Here is a 16483-nt window from a genome sequence, read left to right as displayed (position 1 = left end):
CCGGGACTGCAAAAGGTCATGAAAATGTCATAATTGGCTGATCGCCTCGGCGCGCCAAGGCGGGGCTCAGCCGAACAGCACGATGCCGCCCGGCAAACGCGTCACGCGCGCGCCATACGCGTCCTGGATCAGGGCGATCACGTCATCGAGGCGGTCGAGCGAAAAGCTCGCTTGCACGCGTGCCTGTTTCAAGACGTCGCCATTGAGGATCAGCTTGCCGGGACGGTAGCGGTTCACTTCATCCACCACCTCGGCCAAAGTGCTTTGCTTGAAGACCAGCAGGCGCTGGCGCCACGCGCTGACGTCGCTTTTTGCCACTGCGCGCGCGATGCCGAAATGCTCGGGCCGGTAGCGCAGCTGCTGGCCGGCCGCCAGTTCCGCATCGTTGCCGGCCTGCGCCACGCGCAGGCGGCCCGCCAGGCATGTCACGCACACTTCCTGGCCAAACAGGCGGATATTGAAACGCGCGCTGCCGGCCGACACCATGCCGTCGCCCGCCTGCACGCGCACGCTCGCCGCGCCGCGCAAGCCGGCCTGGAATTCCGCTTCGCCCGCCAGCAGCACCAGCGCTGCGGCGCCGTCCTGCACGGGCGCCACATCGAGTCGCGTCTGCGTATTCATCTGCACCAGCACGCCGCCTTCAAACGCCACTTCGCGCTGCTCGCCCGTGCCCGTGGCGTAGTCGGCGGCAAGACCGGCCACGGCCGGCCACAGGTCCGTGGGCGGGCGCAGCACCAGCAAGCCCAGCGAAGCGGCGACGGCGCCGCCGAGCCAGGCGCGCCGCGCCACGTTGACAGGTGCCTGCGCCCGCTTGACGGCGCGCGCGGCCGGCGCCATGGCGCCCCACACGGCGCGCGCCTCGGCAAACGCCGTCGCATGCTTGCGGCTGCGCGCGCACCAGTGACGGAACACTTGCGCGTCGCGCTCGCTGACCTGGCCCGAGGCCAGGCGCACGACCCACGCCTGCGCTTCCTTCTGGATGACACCCATGTCGTCTTCCGTTTGTTCAATCATGATGTTTAGACGTTTTTCCCGCGCCGGGACCGAAGCGCTGGATGAAATCGCGTCCCATGCGCTCACAACAATGTTCGAGTCCGGCGCGCAATTCCTTCTCCACCGTGCGGGCGGAAATGCCGAAGCGCTCGGCGATATCACGGTGCGGCAACTGGTCGACGCGGGCGGCGATGACGATGGCGCGCCGGCGTTTCGGCAACTCCTGCAAGGCCCGTTCCAGTTCTTCGAGTTCGGCGCGCGCGCTGAAGGTGCGGGCCGGGTCAGCCAGCTCGTCGGCCATCTCGTACAGATCGTCGATATCGGGCAGGCTGAGCAAGCGCGCATTGTCACGGCGTTGATCTTCCGCAATGTTGATGGCGATGCGCATCAGATACGCGGACGGGTAGCTGATCGCCTCGGGCGCCGTCATCCGCTCCACCCGCAAATACGTTTCATGCAGCGCGTCATTGGCCAGGTCTTCCGAACCGAGGCGGCGCTGCAGATGGCGGCGAAACTGTCCGTAGCGTTCCAGGAACAGCTTGCGCAAGGTAGCTTTCAGCAAATCCGACATGGTCAGGACGCCCCAGGCAAGAGGTAGGGCGCGCAATCGGCATCGGGATCGGGCCGCGGCGTCAGTAAAATCGTCAGCGGCTGCGGCAAGCCGGCCGGCGGCGCGCCATCGATCAGCAGGCTGCGCAGGCGCTGCAGCACGGCGCGGTCGCGCTGTTCCACGCCGCTCGGTTCGAGCACGTGCACGGCGCGCACCTTGCCCCGCTCGTCGAGCCACAGCTGGAAGGCCAGGCGGTAGCGGCCGAAAGCGTCCGGATGCAAGCGACACAGGGCGCGCGTGAGCGAGCGCTGCAGGACGGCCGCGTAGCCTTGCAATGGTGCGGCGGCGGGCGCAGCTTCGGCCGGCACGGGCGGCGGCGCCACAGGGGCGTCGGCCAGCGCCAGCAAGGTGAAGGCATTGCTGCCGCTGAAACGCGCGCCCAGTTGCGTACCCGCCAGCAAACGCTGCAGCGCTTCGGCTGGCGTGTAGTCGCCGCGCACGGGCGAGGCCACTCTGCCGGCCGCCAGTTGACTGCTGACGAGCACGGAATACCCGGTCACTTCGCCAAACGCCACCAGGGCCGCGTCAAGCGGCTGGGCGGGCAAGTCGAAACGCAGAGTTGCATGTGTGCTGGCGTCAGCCCCGTCCGCACTGGCAGCCGGTCGCACGAATGTCATCAATGTCATGAATGTCATCAGCAAGCAGGCGGACAGGGCATTGCCCGTTGCGGCGCGGCGGTGGGTTAGTGTCATTTTCCAGGGAAATCAACGAGAAAGCCTGCTTATGAAGTGTCTTGACTGCAATGTTGTCTGCAGAATGGCAAGATGGTAGCTTCATAAAATGACAAGTGCATGACATGGCGCCAGCCCGCATTCCGGCCCGTGTCATCGCCGCGACACATGACCTTGCTATGCTGGAGGCTGATTCCACCGCTCCGGGAGCCGCCATGGCACGCCTGTTCTTGACTGTTTTATTCGCTTGCGCCGCCCTGCCCGCGCAGGCGGACGAGCACACCGTCGTCGTGCAAGCCCCCGCCCCGCAGAAGGGCTGCGTCGAGGTGGAAGTCCATGGCCAGCGCACGCAATCGATGTCTTGTTTGAGTGAAAAATTATTGCCGAATAGCAACACCATGAACCGGCAGCCGCCCGCCCTGTCCGGCGCGGAAGCCGTCATGCAGCGCCCGTCGAACCAGCTGGGCCTGTACAACCGCGCCGCCCTCGAACACCGCATGGGCAATGCCTTCGGCAAGTCCGTCACGCCGCAACGTCCGCCTGCTCCGCCGCCCGCCAGCCCGCTGCTGCCGCCACGTTGACCTTGTTGTCAACGCACAGTCCATTTGCGCTGTCAAGATTGCGCAATCGCGCCGATTGCGTATCATTCCAGGCTTGATCGCTCTGGAAACAACCATGCTGCCCACTATCGAACAACGCCTTGCCCTTGAACTTGCCGCCAAACCGGTGCAAGTTGCCGCCGCCATCGAACTGCTCGACGAAGGCGCCACCGTGCCCTTCATCGCCCGTTACCGCAAGGAAGCGACAGGCGGCCTCGACGATATCCAGCTGCGCCTGCTCGAAGAGCGCCTGCGCTATCTGCGCGAACTGGAAGAGCGGCGCGCCGCCATCGTGGCCTCGATCACGGAACAGAACAAGATGACGCCCGAGCTGCTCGACGCCGTCATGCACGCGGAAGACAAGACGCGCCTGGAAGACTTGTATCTGCCGTACAAACAGAAGCGCCGCACGAAGGCGCAGATCGCCATCGAAGCGGGCCTGATGCCGCTGGCCGACGGCTTGCTGGAAAACCCGGAACTGACGCCGGAAACGGAAGCGGGCAAGTTCCTGCGCGACGCATTTACTAGTGCCGACGGCAACAACCCGGGCGTGCTTGACACCAAGGCGGCCCTCGACGGCGCGCGCCAGATTTTGATGGAACGTTTCGCCGAAGACGCGACCTTGCTGCAAACCTTGCGCGAATACGTGCAGGAACACGGCATCGTCGAATCGAAAGTGGTGGAAGGCAAGCAGGACGAAGGCGAAAAATTCGCCGATTACTTCGATTACTCGGAAACCATTTCCACAGTCCCCTCGCACCGTGCGCTGGCGCTGCTGCGCGGCCGCCGCGAAGGCATCCTCGACGTCACCCTGCGCCTGGACACGGAAGCGGAAAAACCGAAATGGGATGCGCCGCACAATCCGTGCGAAGGTCGTATCGCCGCCCGCTTCGGCATCAAGCAACAAGGCCGCCCGGCCGACAAATGGCTGGCGGACACGGCACGCTGGACCTGGCGCGTGAAAAGCTTCATGCACCTGGAAACGGAACTGATGGGCGCGCTGCGCGAACGCTCGGAACTCGACGCGATCAACGTGTTCGCCACCAACCTGAAAGCGCTGCTGCTGGCCGCGCCAGCCGGCCAGCGCGCCACCATGGGCCTCGATCCCGGCCTGCGCACGGGCGTCAAGGTCGCTGTCGTCGATGCCACCGGTAAAGTCGTCGACACGGCCGTGATCTATCCGCACCAGCCGAAGAATGACTGGGACGGCTCGCTGCACACCCTGGGCCGCCTGGCCGCCAAGCACAATGTGTCCTTGATTTCGATTGGCAACGGCACGGCCTCGCGCGAGACGGACAAGTTGGCGCAGGACTTGATCAAGCAGCATCCGGAAGCGAAGATGACGAAGATCGTCGTCTCGGAAGCGGGCGCGTCGGTGTATTCGGCATCCGAGTTCGCCTCGAAAGAGTTGCCGGACATGGACGTGTCCCTGCGCGGTGCCGTCTCGATCGCGCGCCGCCTGCAAGACCCGCTGGCCGAACTGGTGAAGATTGACCCGAAATCGATCGGGGTGGGTCAGTACCAGCATGACGTGAGTCAAAGCCAGCTGGCACGCTCGCTCGATGCCGTGGTGGAAGATTGCGTGAACGCCGTCGGCGTGGACGTCAATACGGCGTCGGCGCCACTGCTGGCGCGCGTGTCCGGCCTGTCGGCCAGCGTGGCGCAAAGCATCGTCACCTACCGCGACATGAAGGGCGCGTTCACTTCGCGCGCAGCCTTGAAAGCCGTGCCGCGCCTGGGCGACAAGACGTATGAGCAGGCAGCCGGCTTCCTGCGCGTGATGGGCGGCGACAATCCGCTGGACGCCTCGGCCGTCCACCCGGAATCGTACCCGCTGGTGGAAAAGATCCTGGCGGACATCAAGAAGGATATCAAGGCCGTCATCGGCGAAACAGCCTTGCTGAAAACCTTGAGCCCGGCAAAATACGCGGATGAAACGTTTGGCGTGCCGACCATTTCCGACATTTTGAAGGAACTGGAAAAGCCGGGCCGCGACCCGCGTCCGGAGTTCACCACCGCCACCTTCAAGGAAGGCGTGGAAGAAATCCGCGACTTGCGTCCGGACATGATTTTAGAAGGCGTGGTCACCAACGTGGCCGCCTTTGGCGCCTTTGTCGACATCGGCGTGCATCAGGATGGCCTCGTGCACATCTCGGCCCTGTCGAACACATTCGTCAAGGATCCGCACACGGTGGTGAAGGCTGGCCAGGTCGTGCGCGTCAAGGTGCTGGAAGTCGACGAGAAGCGCAAGCGCATCGCGCTGACCATGCGTTTGACGGACAGCGCGCCGCAAGCGGGCAGCAAGCCCGAGCAACGTGGCGACCGCAATGACCGCCGCAGCATGGCGCAGCACCAGTCGCAATCGCGTAACGCGCCCGAGCCTGCCGGCAGCATGGCCGCTGCGTTCGCCAAGCTGCGCGGTTAAGTGCATGGCCGCCAGGCATGACTTCATCATCCTGGCGGTGGACGCCGCCGGAGCCGATGCCCAGTTGCTGCTCGATGCATTGTCGGACACGCTGCTGCACATCAATGGCGACAGCGGCCGTTCTTCCTTCGATATCGAAGCGGCCACGCCGCGCGGCGGCTTTTACCTGGCCCGCGATGCGGCCGGAGAACTGCTGGGCTGCGCCGCCCTGCGCCCGCTGGGCGAAGCGGACAGCACCATAGGCGAACTCAAGCGCATGTATGCGCGCCCGGGTTCCGCTGGCGTGGGCGCGGCCCTGCTGGCCCATGTGGAGGCGCAGGCGCGCCGGCATGGCTACCAGGCCCTGCACCTGTCCACCCGCGTGGCAAATAGCCGCGCCGTGGCGTTTTATGCCAAGCACGGCTATGCACCCGTCATTGCCTGGGGCAAATACGTGGGCGCGGCACAATCGATGTGTCTGGGCAAGACCTTATAAGCGTCAACGTGGCTGACTTGCCCGATTTATGACTTGAGCGCATACCCGTGCCGGCGTTTTCTTATAAAATGACGGCATCTATTTATTTACCCATCAGAGGCAGCTATGAGCGACGTACAAACCTGGATCAAAGAAACCGTGACGAACACGCCAGTCGTGCTGTTCATGAAGGGCACGGCCCAGTTCCCGCAGTGCGGCTTTTCCGGCCGCGCCATCCAGATCCTGAAAGCGTGCGGCGTGGAAAACATCGCCACCGTCAACGTGCTGGATGACCCGGAAGTGCGCCAGGGCATCAAGGATTACTCGAACTGGCCAACCATTCCGCAGCTGTACGTCAAAGGCGAGTTCATCGGTGGTTCCGATATCATGAATGAAATGTTTGAATCGGGCGAACTGAAGTCCCTGCTGGATGCCTGATAGCCAAACGCAGCGGCCGCGCCGTATCGTCGTGGCCATCACGGGCGCCACGGGCGCCGTGTATGGCTTGCGGCTGCTGCAATTGCTAGGCGCCACCCCCGGCGTCGAAACGCATCTGGTCTTGTCGGATGCGGCCGTACTGACCCTGCACCAGGAAACGGGTGTGGGGCGCAAGGAAATCGAAGCGCAGGCGCACGTGGTGCACAAGCTGCGCGACATCGGCGCCTCTATCGCCAGCGGCTCGTTTCAATCGGATGGCATGGTCGTCGCACCGTGCTCGATGAAGACCCTGGCGGCCGTCGCCCATGGCTTGTCGGATAATTTGATCACGCGGGCAGCCGATGTGGTGCTCAAGGAGCGCCGCCGCCTGATCCTGATGGTGCGCGAAACGCCGTTCAACCTGGCGCACCTGCGCAATATGACGGCCGTGACCGAAATGGGCGGCATCATCTTCCCGCCCTTGCCGAGCTTCTACCACCACCCGCAGAGCATCGCGGAGATGGTCGACCATACGGTGGCGCGCGTCATCGACCTGCTTGGCATCGAGCACAGCCTGGCGCCACGGTGGAATGGTTTGAAAACGCCAGACCAGCCAGCAACAAACTAACAGACTACATCACCAACTACGCACGCCACGATGCCTGACAAAAGCGTAGCGAGCGTCAGTGATTTGTGGCCGAGAAGCGCAACCGTGCTGAAGCACGGTGAGCATCGCCGGCCGCAAAGCGCGACGCGCAGTAGCTTTGGTCAGGCATCCACCACTAGCGTTTTTCGAACTGCGTGGCACTTGCCTGCTTCAAATCCCTGGCTTCTTCAACCATCCTGCGGTGGGCGATCCGTTTGCGCATCACTTCCGCATGTTGCGCGGCAGTCATGGGGGGCACGGTCATCAAGTCCTTCAGCTGCGCGGTATTGCTGTAGTTACTTTTCATAAGACGGCTCAAATGCTCGGCTCCGTAGTGGATGAACTGGCTGCTTCTGATGTGATTATGCGCTGGTATTGGCCGCTGCGCCGCCGCACGCGGGATTATTGTCAAATAATTCCGCTGCAGCGCAACATGCGAGGTCTTATTGTGCGGCAAAATCATGTCTCCAGTATGACCTTGCGCAAATAAAAGGACAGGGGGAGCACCGCCAGCGAAAGGCGGACGGTGCCGGCCGGGGAGGGCCTGGATGCTTACTTTTGGTAGTTGACTCGTACCAGCATGCGAATAAATTCTCGCGCGATTTGACGATGATGTTCATCTAATCTTTGCAAATCGGCAATTAATTTCACATCGGCGGACTCAAAACGCGACAAAGCGCTGCCCGCTTCACCGTTCGGCGTGGCACTTTCCGGGCCGCCAAAACGCAACCATTCCGCCGGAACGCCCAACCATTGGGCAATCATGCGCAATTTCTCTTGCGTCGGAATTGCTTCACCTACTAACCATTTCCTAGCTGCATGCACGGTAATCGGGCGCCCGTCGAAACGGATATTGAATTCCCGGGCCAGTCTGGTCGGGCTGTCTGGAGAATAATGGGCGTTTTTGAGAGCCAACTGAAGTCGCTGGCTGAAGCTTTCGCGTTCGTTAGAAGAATTCATAGGTGTACTATTTCATGTTGTAACATGAAAGTCAGTTTCTTGAATGACCATACAGATTGTTACATTTGAAAAGAGCATTAATTAACAATTAACACTCCAGCCGGGCTTTTCAGGTCAAAAAGTGGGCCGAATTTTCTCTTGCGATTCTGCGTGGCTTCGGGTCAAATTCGCGGCTGGCCTTGATTTTCGCACTGCAGCACGATTCAAAGCCTCGGTTTGGCATTACAACGTACGGTATCGGATAATGCCCTCCTCTACCGATACACGCAATGCCCATGTCATACAATTTCTCGTAGACAAAGTTTTCAGAAGGGCCATTTTGTTTCCAATATAGAAACGACATCAACAACGTGCTCATGGTGAAACGTTGTTTTTTGACCGTGCCTATTGGAAAGAATCTGCGCCTAAAAATTTTACTGCCATCGCAGCGAAAAGAATGTCGCCGTTATGCCAGGAAAGCTCTTTTTGGTGTCATCTTGGCCACCAACTCTCGATCTTAAGCGCGTTTGTGCAAGAAGAATCAATTTATTTTCAGTAATTGTTGTCTGATTCGCCAAATTCTCCCGTTCACGACCTCCTTTTTCTTTGTTGCAGCACGGGCAGGGCACGCTACAATAGTATTGACGTTGACGTAAACGGCACTTTGCCACCATTGCCTCGCAGCCCCCATCCAGTGACCGACCACCCATGCAACCGACACCGCCCGCACCCATGACGACCTATACGATTACCGAACTGGCGCGGGAATTCGACATCACGGCGCGCGCCATCCGTTTCTATGAAGACCAGGGCTTGCTCAGTCCGAAGCGCGAAGGCGCTGGCGGACGCAACCGCGTCTACACGCCGCGCGACCGTACCCGCTTGAAACTGACCCTGCGCGGCAAGCGCCTGGGCCTGGCGTTGTCGGAGATCAAGAGCCTGGTCGACATGTACGAGTCGCCGAAGGATACGCGGGCGCAGATGGACCGCTTCCTGGGCGTGCTGGCGCAGCACCGGCAGACCCTGGAGCAGCAGCGCATCGACATTGAAATGGCGCTGGCAGAAATCAGCGCACATGAAGAAGCGTGCGCGCGCATGCTGGCGGACCTGAACCTTGATAAGGCGCAAACCAGCTAAAGGCGCAGGCAGCGGACAACTGCCGCGCGCATTACTTTACGTTTACGTAAACGTCACAACTGAGTATCATAGCTTCACTGACCCGGCACCCATGACCGCCACACTTATAACGACGAGGACGACATGCTCCATCTCCCAGGCTTGACCTTTGATCACGGCGACGACATCGCCTCCTTGCGCGAAGCGATCCAACAATTTGCCGCCGCCGAAATCGCGCCGCGCGCGGCCGAAATCGACCGCACGGACCAGTTCCCCATGGACCTGTGGCGCAAGATGGGCGACATGGGCTTGCTCGGCATCACCGTCAGCGAAGAATACGGCGGCGCCGGCATGGGTTACCTGGCGCACATCATCGCCATGGAAGAAATCTCGCGCGCCTCGGCCTCCGTCGGCCTGTCCTACGGCGCCCACTCGAACCTGTGCGTGAACCAGATCAAGCGCAACGGCACGGCCGAGCAAAAAGCCAAATACCTGCCGAAACTGATCACGGGCGAGCACATCGGCGCGCTGGCCATGTCGGAACCGAACGCGGGCTCGGACGTCGTCAGCATGAAGTTGCGCGCCGACTTCAAGGGCGACCGCTGGGTCTTGAACGGCACCAAGATGTGGATCACCAACGGCCCCGACGCGGACGTGCTGGTGGTGTACGCGAAAAACGACCTGGAAGCGGGTCCGCGCGGCATGACGGCTTTCCTGATCGAAAAGAATTTCAAGGGCTTTTCCATCGCGCAAAAGCTCGACAAGCTGGGCATGCGCGGCTCGCACACGGGCGAACTGGTGTTCCAGGATTGCGAAGTGCCGGCCGAAAACGTGCTGGGCGGCCTGGGCAAGGGCGTCAATGTGCTGATGTCGGGCCTCGATTTCGAGCGCACCGTGCTGTCCGGCGGCCCGCTGGGCATCATGCAAGCCTGTATGGACCTGGTCGTGCCTTACGTACATGACCGCAAGCAATTCGGCCAGGCCATCGGCGAATTCCAGTTGATGCAAGGCAAACTGGCCGATATGTATTCGACCATGATGGCGTGCAAGGCGTATGTCTACGCCGTGGGCCAGGCCTGCGACCGCGCCACCACGCCGGAAGCCGTGCGCCAGTTGCGCAAGGATGCGGCCGGCGCCATTCTGTATAGTGCGGAGAAGGCCACCTGGATGGCCGGCGAAGCGATCCAGGCCCTGGGCGGCAACGGCTACATCAATGAGTATCCGGCCGGCCGCCTGTGGCGCGATGCCAAACTGTATGAAATCGGCGCCGGGACCAGCGAAATCCGCCGCATGCTGATAGGCCGCGAACTGTTTGCGGAAACCAAGTAAGCACGGGCGCGCGGTTATCGACTGGGTGATGAGCCATTCATGCGAGCACAGATATGACGCACATTGCCTTCCCCAAATTGCTCTCTTCCCAGATTGCATTCGATATCGCGCGCACCATCCGCGACGGCTTCGACAAGCATTACCGTTTGTTCCGCGAAACGAGCCAGCAAGCCAAGCAGTATTTCGAGCAAGGCGCCTGGGCCCCGGCGCAAACGGCGGCCCGCGAGCGCATCGACTTTTATGACAAGCGCGTACAGGAATGCGTGCAGATGCTCGAAGATGAGTACGAAGAGTCGGAGTTGAGCGACGAAGTGTGGCGCGAACTGAAGCTGCACTACATCGGCATGCTGACGGAACACAAGCAGCCGGAACTGGCGGAAACCTTCTTCAATTCCGTCTGCTGCAACATCCTCCACCGCACGTATTTCAATAACGACTATATTTTCGTACGTCCCGTCGTGTCCACGGAATATATCGAAACGCAAGACCCCGTCCCCACCTACCGCGTGTATTACCCGGGCAAGGATGGCTTGCGCCATACCCTGCAATGCATGGTGACGGACTTCCAGCTCGACTGCGCCTTTGCCAACCTCGAGCGTGACGTGGCGCAGGTGGAAGCGCGGCTGCAGCAGCTGTTCGGCGGCGACAGGCTCGAGCCGAACCACCAGATCCAGGTCCTGACCAGCTTGTTTTACCGCAACAAGGGCGCCTACCTGGTTGGCAAGGGCATCAACGGCAACCGCGAATATCCATTTGTCGTGCCCATCCTGCACAACCGGCACGGCAAGCTCGTGCTCGACACGGTGCTGTTCGAGCACCAGCAAATCGCCGTGCTGTTTTCATTTACGCGCGCCTATTTCCTGGTGGATATGGAAGTGCCGTCGGCCTACGTGCAATTCCTGCGCAGTTTGCTGCCGCGCAAACCGCGCAGCGAAATCTATACGATCCTGGGCTTGCAGAAGCAGGGCAAGACGCTGTTTTACCGCGACTACCTGCAGCACTTGAAACATTCATCGGACCACTTCGAAAGCGCGCCCGGCATCCGCGGCCTGGTGATGCTGGTGTTTGCCCTGCCCTCGTTTCCGTATGTCTTCAAGGTCATCAAGGATTTTTTCCCGCCGCCCAAGGAAACCACGCGCGCGCAAGTCCAGCAAAAGTACTTGCTGGTGAAACACCACGACCGGGTGGGCCGCATGGCCGACACGCTCGAATATTCCAACGTGGCCTTTCCCCGCGCCCGTTTTGCCGATGAATTGCTGGCCGAGCTGAAACAGTTCGCCCCCTCGCTGATCGAGGAAGACCACGAGCAGATCATCATCCGCCACCTGTATATCGAGCGGCGCATGGTGCCGCTGAACATGTGGCTGAGCAATGCCGAGAAAGAAGGCCGCGACGACCTGGTCGAACACGCCATCGTCGAGTACGGCAATGCCATCAAGGAACTGGTGGCGGCGAATATTTTCCCGGGCGACATGCTGTATAAAAACTTTGGCGTGACCCGTCATCAGCGCGTCGTTTTTTACGATTACGATGAAATCGAGTACATCACCGATTGCCAGTTCCGCGTCATCCCCGAGGCGTGCACGGAGGAGGAGGAAATGTCGGCCGAACCGTGGTATCCCATCGGCAAGCACGATGTGTTTCCCGAACAATTCGGCACCTTCCTGCTGGGCAATCCCCGCATCCGCCGCTATTTCATGCAACACCATGCCGACCTGCTGACGGCGCAATACTGGCAGGCGCGCAAGCAGCGCATTGAAGACGGCCATATCGAGGACGTCTTCCCCTATCCGCAGCACCTGCGTTTTTGTATGCAGTCACCCTCCCCACCCTTAACCGGAGATCCAACATGAATGATCCAATCGTAATCGTCGGTGCCGCGCGCACCCCCATGGGCGCCTTCCAGGGCGACTTTGCCAACGTCACCGCCAGCGACCTGGGCGCCGTGGCCATCCGCGCCGCCGTCGAACGGGCCGGCGTGGCACCGGACGCCGTTGAACACGTGTTTTTCGGCAATTGCCTGATGGCCGGTCAGGGCCAGGCCCCCGCGCGTCAAGCCTTGCGCAAGGCGGGCTTGCCCGATTCCACGGGCGCCGTGACCCTGTCGAAAATGTGCGGCTCGGCCATGCAGACGACCATGTTCGCGCACGACACCTTGCTCGCCGGCAGCGCCGACGTGGTGGTGGCGGGCGGCATGGAATCGATGACCAACGCCCCCTACCTGGTGCCGAAGGCGCGCGGCGGCTACCGCATCGGCCACGGCATGATCTATGACCACATGATGATGGATGGCCTGGAAGACGCTTACAGCCGCGATGAAAAGGGCAATGCCCGCTCGATGGGCACGTTTGCCGAAGAGTGCGCCAGCCAGTACGCCTTCACGCGCGAAGCGCAGGATGCGTTTGCCATCGAATCCGTGAAACGCGCGCAAGCGGCCACCAAGGATGGCAGTTTTGAGTGGGAAATCGCCCCCGTGACCGTTTCTGGCCGCGGCGGCGACACCGTCGTCAGCATCGATGAAGGCCCGCAAAAAGCCCGCCTGGAAAAAATCCCCACCTTGAAAGCCGCCTTCAAGAAAGATGGCACGATCACGGCCGCCTCGTCTTCGTCGATCAACGACGGCGCGGCAGCCCTCGTGCTGATGCGCGAATCGACGGCGAAAAAGCTCGGCTGCACCGTCATCGCGAAAATCCACGGCCACGCCACGCATGCGCAGGCGCCGAACGAATTCACCACGGCCCCCATCGGCGCGGTGAAAAAGCTGTACGCCAAGACGGGCTGGAGCAGCAGCAATGTCGACTTATTCGAGATCAATGAAGCGTTCGCGGCCGTGCCGATGGCCGCCATGCACGACCTCGATATTCCGCACAGCAAGATCAACATCCACGGCGGCGCATGCGCGCTGGGGCACCCGATCGGCGCCTCGGGCGCGCGCATCATCGTCACCCTGCTGGGCGCCTTGAAAAAAACCGGCGGCAAGCGCGGCGTGGCAGCCTTGTGCATCGGCGGCGGCGAAGCGACGGCGATGGCGATCGAACTGGTATAAGCTGCTCTGTTGACGACAGGCGCGCGCGGTGTGGACATGCTCGCTGCGCGCCTTTTCATTGATTACTCAGGGAGAACACATGCCTACTGCATTGATCATCGGCGCCTCGCGCGGCATCGGCCACGAAATCGTCCGTCAATACCGCCACGACGGCTGGCGAGTGATCGCCACGGCGCGCACGCAAGACGCTTGCGACGCCCTCGCGCAACTGGGCGCGGAAGCGCACCGGCTCGACGTGACGGACGTGGAAGGCTGTGCCGGCCTGGGCTGGAAGCTCGACGATGAAAAACTCGACGTGGCCATCCTCAACGCGGGCGTGTATGGCCCGCGTCACGATGGTACCCCCACGCAAGAAGATTTCGATGCCGTCATGCACACGAACGTGCTGGCGGCCATGCGGCTGCTGCCGCTCCTGGCGCCGCTGGTAGGCAATGCCAAAGGGAAACTGGCCGTGCTGTCCTCACACATGGGCTCCCTGAGCGAGCGGGGCAATCCCAGCGGCTCGCTGTACCGCGCCAGCAAGGCGGCCCTGAATTCCGTGCTGATCGACACGTCCCTCGTGCATGGCCCGCAAGGCGTCAGCTGCGTGGCCTTCCACCCGGGCTGGGTACGCACGGACATGGGCGGCGCCTGCGCCGACCTTTCCCCCGAGCAAAGCGCTGCCGGCATCCGCGCCACTCTGGCCAGCCTGCCGGCCACGGACAAGGCCGTGTTCCGCAATTACGATGGCAAGCCCATCGGCTGGTAATCCCACCCACACTATAAAAACAAACGAGACGACGTCCCATGATACTCAATGAAGAACAATCGATGATCCAGGAAGCGCTGCGCAGTTTTTCGCGCGAGCGCCTGGCACCCAATGCGGCCCGCTGGGACAAGGAACATCATTTCCCGAAAGAAGAATTGCAGGAACTGGCCGCGCTGGGCGCCTTTGGCGTGGCCGTGCCGGAAGCACTCGGTGGCGCCGGCCTCGACTATGTATCGCTGGCCCTGGTACTGGAAGAAATCGCCGCCGGCGATGGCGGCACGTCGACCATCATTTCCGTCAACAATTGCCCCGTCTGCAGCATCGCCATGATGTACGCCAACGACGCGCAAAAGGAACAATGGCTGCGCCCGCTGGCGCAAGGCACGATGCTCGGTGCATTTTGCCTGACGGAACCGCACACGGGCAGCGACGCCTCGGCCCTGCGCACGACGGCCACCCGCGACGGCAATGAATACGTACTCAACGGCACCAAGCAGTTCATTACCAGCGGCAAGTATGCGGACGTGGCCATCGTCATGGCCGTCACCGACAAGGCGGCCGGCAAGCGCGGCATCAGCGCCTTCTGGGTGCCGACGAACACGCCTGGCTACATCGTGGCAGGACTGGAACAGAAGATGGGCCAGCACTCGTCGGACACGGCGCAAATCCTGTTCGACAATTGCCGCATCCCGGCGGAAAATTTGATCGGCGAAGAAGGACAAGGCTACAAGATCGCCCTGTCCGGCCTGGAAGGCGGACGCATCGGCATCGCCTCGCAAGCCGTGGGCATGGCGCGCGCCGCGTATGAAGCGGCCCTGAGCTATGCGCGCGAGCGCGAAAGTTTCGGCAAACCCATCTATGAACACCAGGCCGTGCAATTCCGCCTGGCCGACATGGCCACGCAGATCGAAGCGGCGCGCCAGCTGATCCGCCACGCGGCAGCCATGAAGGATGCGGGCCTGCCCTGCCTGAAGGAAGCGGCCATGGCCAAGCTGTTTGCGTCGGAAATGGCGGAAAAAGTGTGTTCGGACGCCATTCAGGTGCACGGCGGCTATGGTTATGTGTCCGACTTCCCCGTCGAGCGCATCTACCGCGACGTGCGCGTGTGCCAGATTTATGAGGGGACCAGCGATATTCAGAAAATCTTGATTGCGCGGGCGTTATAAACCCCAGGCAAAGGCTGGGGTCAGACCCCCACATGTGTTGGCGCGAAGCTTTGCGTTAGCGGTGTTGTGGGTCTGACCCCATACGCCAACTATGGACGAAAAAAAGCCCGCTAAAACGCGGGCTTGTTCCAATGTATTACCAATGCTTTAATCGTGTCATGGACGCCAGTGCTATCTGCAAAGTGCCTCCTGATTTTCGGACTCCCATGCTATCTGCATGGTGACTCCAAGTGTAAATCGACCATCGTATCCGGAATTACAAAATCCATTTCTTCGCACTGTCACGCCATCGACATTACACCTGTCGGTCGCCGCGCTGAAACTGGATGGTGAGATAATTTGCTGCCAAATCTCAATCACTGAGCGGAGTATAGCACAGCTTTTTGTGCGGTGCAATAATCTTTTTAAATCAAGTCCTTAGCGCCAGCGGCTTGTCTTCTTCGCCGCCACGGGCCACTCTTTCGTATTCGGAAATCACTTGCGCGCCCAGCAACAGCAAGGTGGCGCCGATTTCCAGGCTGAACATGACGACGATAGCCGTCGTCATCGAGCCGTAGACAATATTCACCTGCGACAAGGTAGAGAAATACCAGACCAGCACGTGGCGCGCAATTTCCCACAGCAGGGCCGCCGTCACGCCGCCGATCAGCGCATGCGTGATCGATAATCGCCCCACCGGCATGACCAGGTAGATCGAACTGAGCACCAGAATTTCACCCGCCAGCCCCAGCAAATACAACAGCACGCCGGACACGCCCTCCAGGCCCCAGTCATGACGCAAGAAACGCACGCTTTCCTCCCCCATCACTTGCAGGCTGCCCGCCACCAGGGTGATCAGCAAAATACCGATACCCAGGCACAAGATGTAGCAGTACGGCAGCACGGCGGAAATGAGGAAATGACGGCGGCGGATGGCCACGCGGTGGATGAAGATCACGCTCATGGCGTTTTCCAGCACGGTAAACGCCAGCGAACTGAAAAACAGCATGCTCAGCAGCAAGAGCCAGCCGATTACGCCGCGGTTGTTGAGGAAATGCGCTACTTCCGCCACGATGGCTTTCGATTGCCCCGGCACCAGCCATTCCAGATAATGGCCTATGGTTTGCAACAATTCATCCTGCGCAATCACGTGCGACAGGGCCACGACCACCAGCATCAGCAAGGGCACGATGGACAGCAGCGAGTAATACGCGACGGCGCCCGCCAGCAGCAAGCCCTGGTTGGCGCGGAAACCCTTCAGCACCTGCAGCGTGAAGGCCAGCGGGTGGCTGAGGATGTAGGTACTGGCGTGGCGGTTGATCATGTCGGATGCGGGGAAGAAGGG

At 61.1% G+C, this 16483-nt stretch carries 17 protein-coding genes; 12 read left to right on the top strand and 5 right to left on the bottom strand.

Translation table 11 applies throughout. The features are described from left to right. Positions 1 to 66: 66 nt before the first annotated feature. From ASN89_RS13585 to ASN89_RS13575, 3 genes are read right to left on the bottom strand one after another with little or no spacing between them, the layout of a single operon-like run. The gene (locus tag ASN89_RS13585; RefSeq protein WP_058049627.1) at positions 67 to 1014 is read right to left on the bottom strand and encodes a FecR family protein; all 948 of its coding nucleotides are present in this window, start codon (positions 1012 to 1014) and stop codon (positions 67 to 69) included. Next, positions 1007 to 1564, bottom strand: coding sequence for an RNA polymerase sigma factor (locus ASN89_RS13580; RefSeq protein ID WP_034753775.1), 558 nt, complete (start codon positions 1562 to 1564; stop codon positions 1007 to 1009). The genes ASN89_RS13585 and ASN89_RS13580 overlap by 8 nt, the downstream gene beginning before the upstream one ends. A 2-nt stretch (positions 1565 to 1566) precedes the next feature. Further along, positions 1567 to 2229 carry a secretin and TonB N-terminal domain-containing protein gene (locus tag ASN89_RS13575; RefSeq protein WP_161911771.1) on the bottom strand — a complete coding sequence of 221 codons (663 nt, stop codon included), beginning with the start codon at positions 2227 to 2229 and terminating at the stop codon, positions 1567 to 1569. A 260-nt stretch (positions 2230 to 2489) separates the two neighbouring features. Between ASN89_RS13575 and ASN89_RS13570 the strand changes: the two genes are divergently transcribed. The 6 genes from ASN89_RS13570 (at position 2490) to ASN89_RS29170 (ending at position 7305) form a co-directional block, all read left to right on the top strand. Then, the gene (locus tag ASN89_RS13570; RefSeq protein WP_152988559.1) at positions 2490 to 2855 is read left to right on the top strand and encodes a hypothetical protein; all 366 of its coding nucleotides are present in this window, start codon (positions 2490 to 2492) and stop codon (positions 2853 to 2855) included. 94 nt (positions 2856 to 2949) lie between these two features. Further along, complete coding sequence (locus tag ASN89_RS13565) at positions 2950 to 5298, top strand: Tex family protein (RefSeq protein WP_058049624.1); 2349 nt, start codon at positions 2950 to 2952, stop codon at positions 5296 to 5298. Between the two features lie 4 nt (positions 5299 to 5302). Further along, entirely contained in the window at positions 5303 to 5773 is a 471-nt protein-coding gene (locus ASN89_RS13560) for a GNAT family N-acetyltransferase (RefSeq protein ID WP_058049623.1), read from the top strand. A gap of 105 nt (positions 5774 to 5878) precedes the next feature. Beyond that, positions 5879 to 6190, top strand: a complete 312-nt coding sequence (gene grxD / locus ASN89_RS13555; protein ID WP_034753766.1) for a Grx4 family monothiol glutaredoxin — start codon at positions 5879 to 5881, stop codon at positions 6188 to 6190. Continuing rightward, positions 6183 to 6797 carry a UbiX family flavin prenyltransferase gene (locus ASN89_RS13550; protein WP_058049622.1) on the top strand — a complete coding sequence of 205 codons (615 nt, stop codon included), beginning with the start codon at positions 6183 to 6185 and terminating at the stop codon, positions 6795 to 6797. Before grxD ends, ASN89_RS13550 begins: the two co-directional genes overlap by 8 nt. Before the next feature lie 97 nt (positions 6798 to 6894). After that, on the top strand, positions 6895 to 7305 hold the full coding sequence (locus ASN89_RS29170; protein WP_162531886.1) for a hypothetical protein: 411 nt from the start codon (positions 6895 to 6897) through the stop codon (positions 7303 to 7305). Positions 7306 to 7367: 62 nt separating this feature from the next. Here ASN89_RS29170 and ASN89_RS13540 read toward each other — a convergent pair whose 3' ends face one another. Then, positions 7368 to 7775 (bottom strand): hypothetical protein, encoded by a 408-nt coding sequence (locus tag ASN89_RS13540; protein WP_034753756.1) that lies wholly within the window; start codon positions 7773 to 7775, stop codon positions 7368 to 7370. Positions 7776 to 8486: 711 nt separating this feature from the next. Here ASN89_RS13540 and ASN89_RS13535 point away from each other — a divergent pair. The 6 genes from ASN89_RS13535 (at position 8487) to ASN89_RS13510 (ending at position 15159) form a co-directional block, all read left to right on the top strand. Then, positions 8487 to 8891 (top strand): MerR family transcriptional regulator, encoded by a 405-nt coding sequence (locus ASN89_RS13535; protein WP_058049621.1) that lies wholly within the window; start codon positions 8487 to 8489, stop codon positions 8889 to 8891. 123 nt (positions 8892 to 9014) lie between these two features. Beyond that, positions 9015 to 10199 carry an isovaleryl-CoA dehydrogenase gene (locus tag ASN89_RS13530; protein WP_034753750.1) on the top strand — a complete coding sequence of 395 codons (1185 nt, stop codon included), beginning with the start codon at positions 9015 to 9017 and terminating at the stop codon, positions 10197 to 10199. 53 nt (positions 10200 to 10252) lie between these two features. Then, entirely contained in the window at positions 10253 to 12052 is a 1800-nt protein-coding gene (gene aceK, locus ASN89_RS13525) for a bifunctional isocitrate dehydrogenase kinase/phosphatase (RefSeq protein WP_058049620.1), read from the top strand. Continuing rightward, positions 12049 to 13245, top strand: a complete 1197-nt coding sequence (locus tag ASN89_RS13520) for an acetyl-CoA C-acyltransferase (protein WP_058049619.1) — start codon at positions 12049 to 12051, stop codon at positions 13243 to 13245. The genes aceK and ASN89_RS13520 overlap by 4 nt, the downstream gene beginning before the upstream one ends. A 79-nt stretch (positions 13246 to 13324) precedes the next feature. Further along, positions 13325 to 13993, top strand: coding sequence for an SDR family oxidoreductase (locus tag ASN89_RS13515; protein ID WP_058049618.1), 669 nt, complete (start codon positions 13325 to 13327; stop codon positions 13991 to 13993). A gap of 38 nt (positions 13994 to 14031) precedes the next feature. After that, positions 14032 to 15159, top strand: a complete 1128-nt coding sequence (locus ASN89_RS13510; protein ID WP_058049617.1) for an acyl-CoA dehydrogenase family protein — start codon at positions 14032 to 14034, stop codon at positions 15157 to 15159. Positions 15160 to 15568: 409 nt separating this feature from the next. On the opposite strand, the gene ASN89_RS13505 is transcribed toward ASN89_RS13510, so the two are convergent. Next, positions 15569 to 16462, bottom strand: coding sequence for a YihY/virulence factor BrkB family protein (locus ASN89_RS13505; RefSeq protein WP_082654564.1), 894 nt, complete (start codon positions 16460 to 16462; stop codon positions 15569 to 15571). Positions 16463 to 16483: the final 21 nt, after the last annotated feature.

The organism is Janthinobacterium sp. Ant5-2-1, from assembly GCF_001445815.1.
GTDB lineage: Bacteria > Pseudomonadota > Gammaproteobacteria > Burkholderiales > Burkholderiaceae_D > Janthinobacterium > Janthinobacterium lividum_E.
This window is presented reverse-complemented; position numbering and strand designations above follow the sequence as displayed.

What these genes read in the sequence shown, in the direction of transcription:
- ASN89_RS13585 (WP_058049627.1), bottom strand. Translation starts at nt 1,014, where the DNA reads ATGATTGAACAAACGGAAGACGACATGGGTGTCATCCAGAAGGAAGCG.
- ASN89_RS13580 (WP_034753775.1), bottom strand. Translation starts at nt 1,564, where the DNA reads ATGTCGGATTTGCTGAAAGCTACCTTGCGCAAGCTGTTCCTGGAACGC.
- ASN89_RS13575 (WP_161911771.1), bottom strand. Translation starts at nt 2,229, where the DNA reads ATGACATTGATGACATTCGTGCGACCGGCTGCCAGTGCGGACGGGGCT.
- ASN89_RS13570 (WP_152988559.1), top strand. Translation starts at nt 2,490, where the DNA reads ATGGCACGCCTGTTCTTGACTGTTTTATTCGCTTGCGCCGCCCTGCCC.
- ASN89_RS13565 (WP_058049624.1), top strand. Translation starts at nt 2,950, where the DNA reads ATGCTGCCCACTATCGAACAACGCCTTGCCCTTGAACTTGCCGCCAAA.
- ASN89_RS13560 (WP_058049623.1), top strand. Translation starts at nt 5,303, where the DNA reads ATGGCCGCCAGGCATGACTTCATCATCCTGGCGGTGGACGCCGCCGGA.
- grxD (WP_034753766.1), top strand. Translation starts at nt 5,879, where the DNA reads ATGAGCGACGTACAAACCTGGATCAAAGAAACCGTGACGAACACGCCA.
- ASN89_RS13550 (WP_058049622.1), top strand. Translation starts at nt 6,183, where the DNA reads ATGCCTGATAGCCAAACGCAGCGGCCGCGCCGTATCGTCGTGGCCATC.
- ASN89_RS13540 (WP_034753756.1), bottom strand. Translation starts at nt 7,775, where the DNA reads ATGAATTCTTCTAACGAACGCGAAAGCTTCAGCCAGCGACTTCAGTTG.
- ASN89_RS13535 (WP_058049621.1), top strand. Translation starts at nt 8,487, where the DNA reads ATGACGACCTATACGATTACCGAACTGGCGCGGGAATTCGACATCACG.
- ASN89_RS13530 (WP_034753750.1), top strand. Translation starts at nt 9,015, where the DNA reads ATGCTCCATCTCCCAGGCTTGACCTTTGATCACGGCGACGACATCGCC.
- aceK (WP_058049620.1), top strand. Translation starts at nt 10,253, where the DNA reads ATGACGCACATTGCCTTCCCCAAATTGCTCTCTTCCCAGATTGCATTC.
- ASN89_RS13520 (WP_058049619.1), top strand. Translation starts at nt 12,049, where the DNA reads ATGAATGATCCAATCGTAATCGTCGGTGCCGCGCGCACCCCCATGGGC.
- ASN89_RS13515 (WP_058049618.1), top strand. Translation starts at nt 13,325, where the DNA reads ATGCCTACTGCATTGATCATCGGCGCCTCGCGCGGCATCGGCCACGAA.
- ASN89_RS13510 (WP_058049617.1), top strand. Translation starts at nt 14,032, where the DNA reads ATGATACTCAATGAAGAACAATCGATGATCCAGGAAGCGCTGCGCAGT.
- ASN89_RS13505 (WP_082654564.1), bottom strand. Translation starts at nt 16,462, where the DNA reads ATGATCAACCGCCACGCCAGTACCTACATCCTCAGCCACCCGCTGGCC.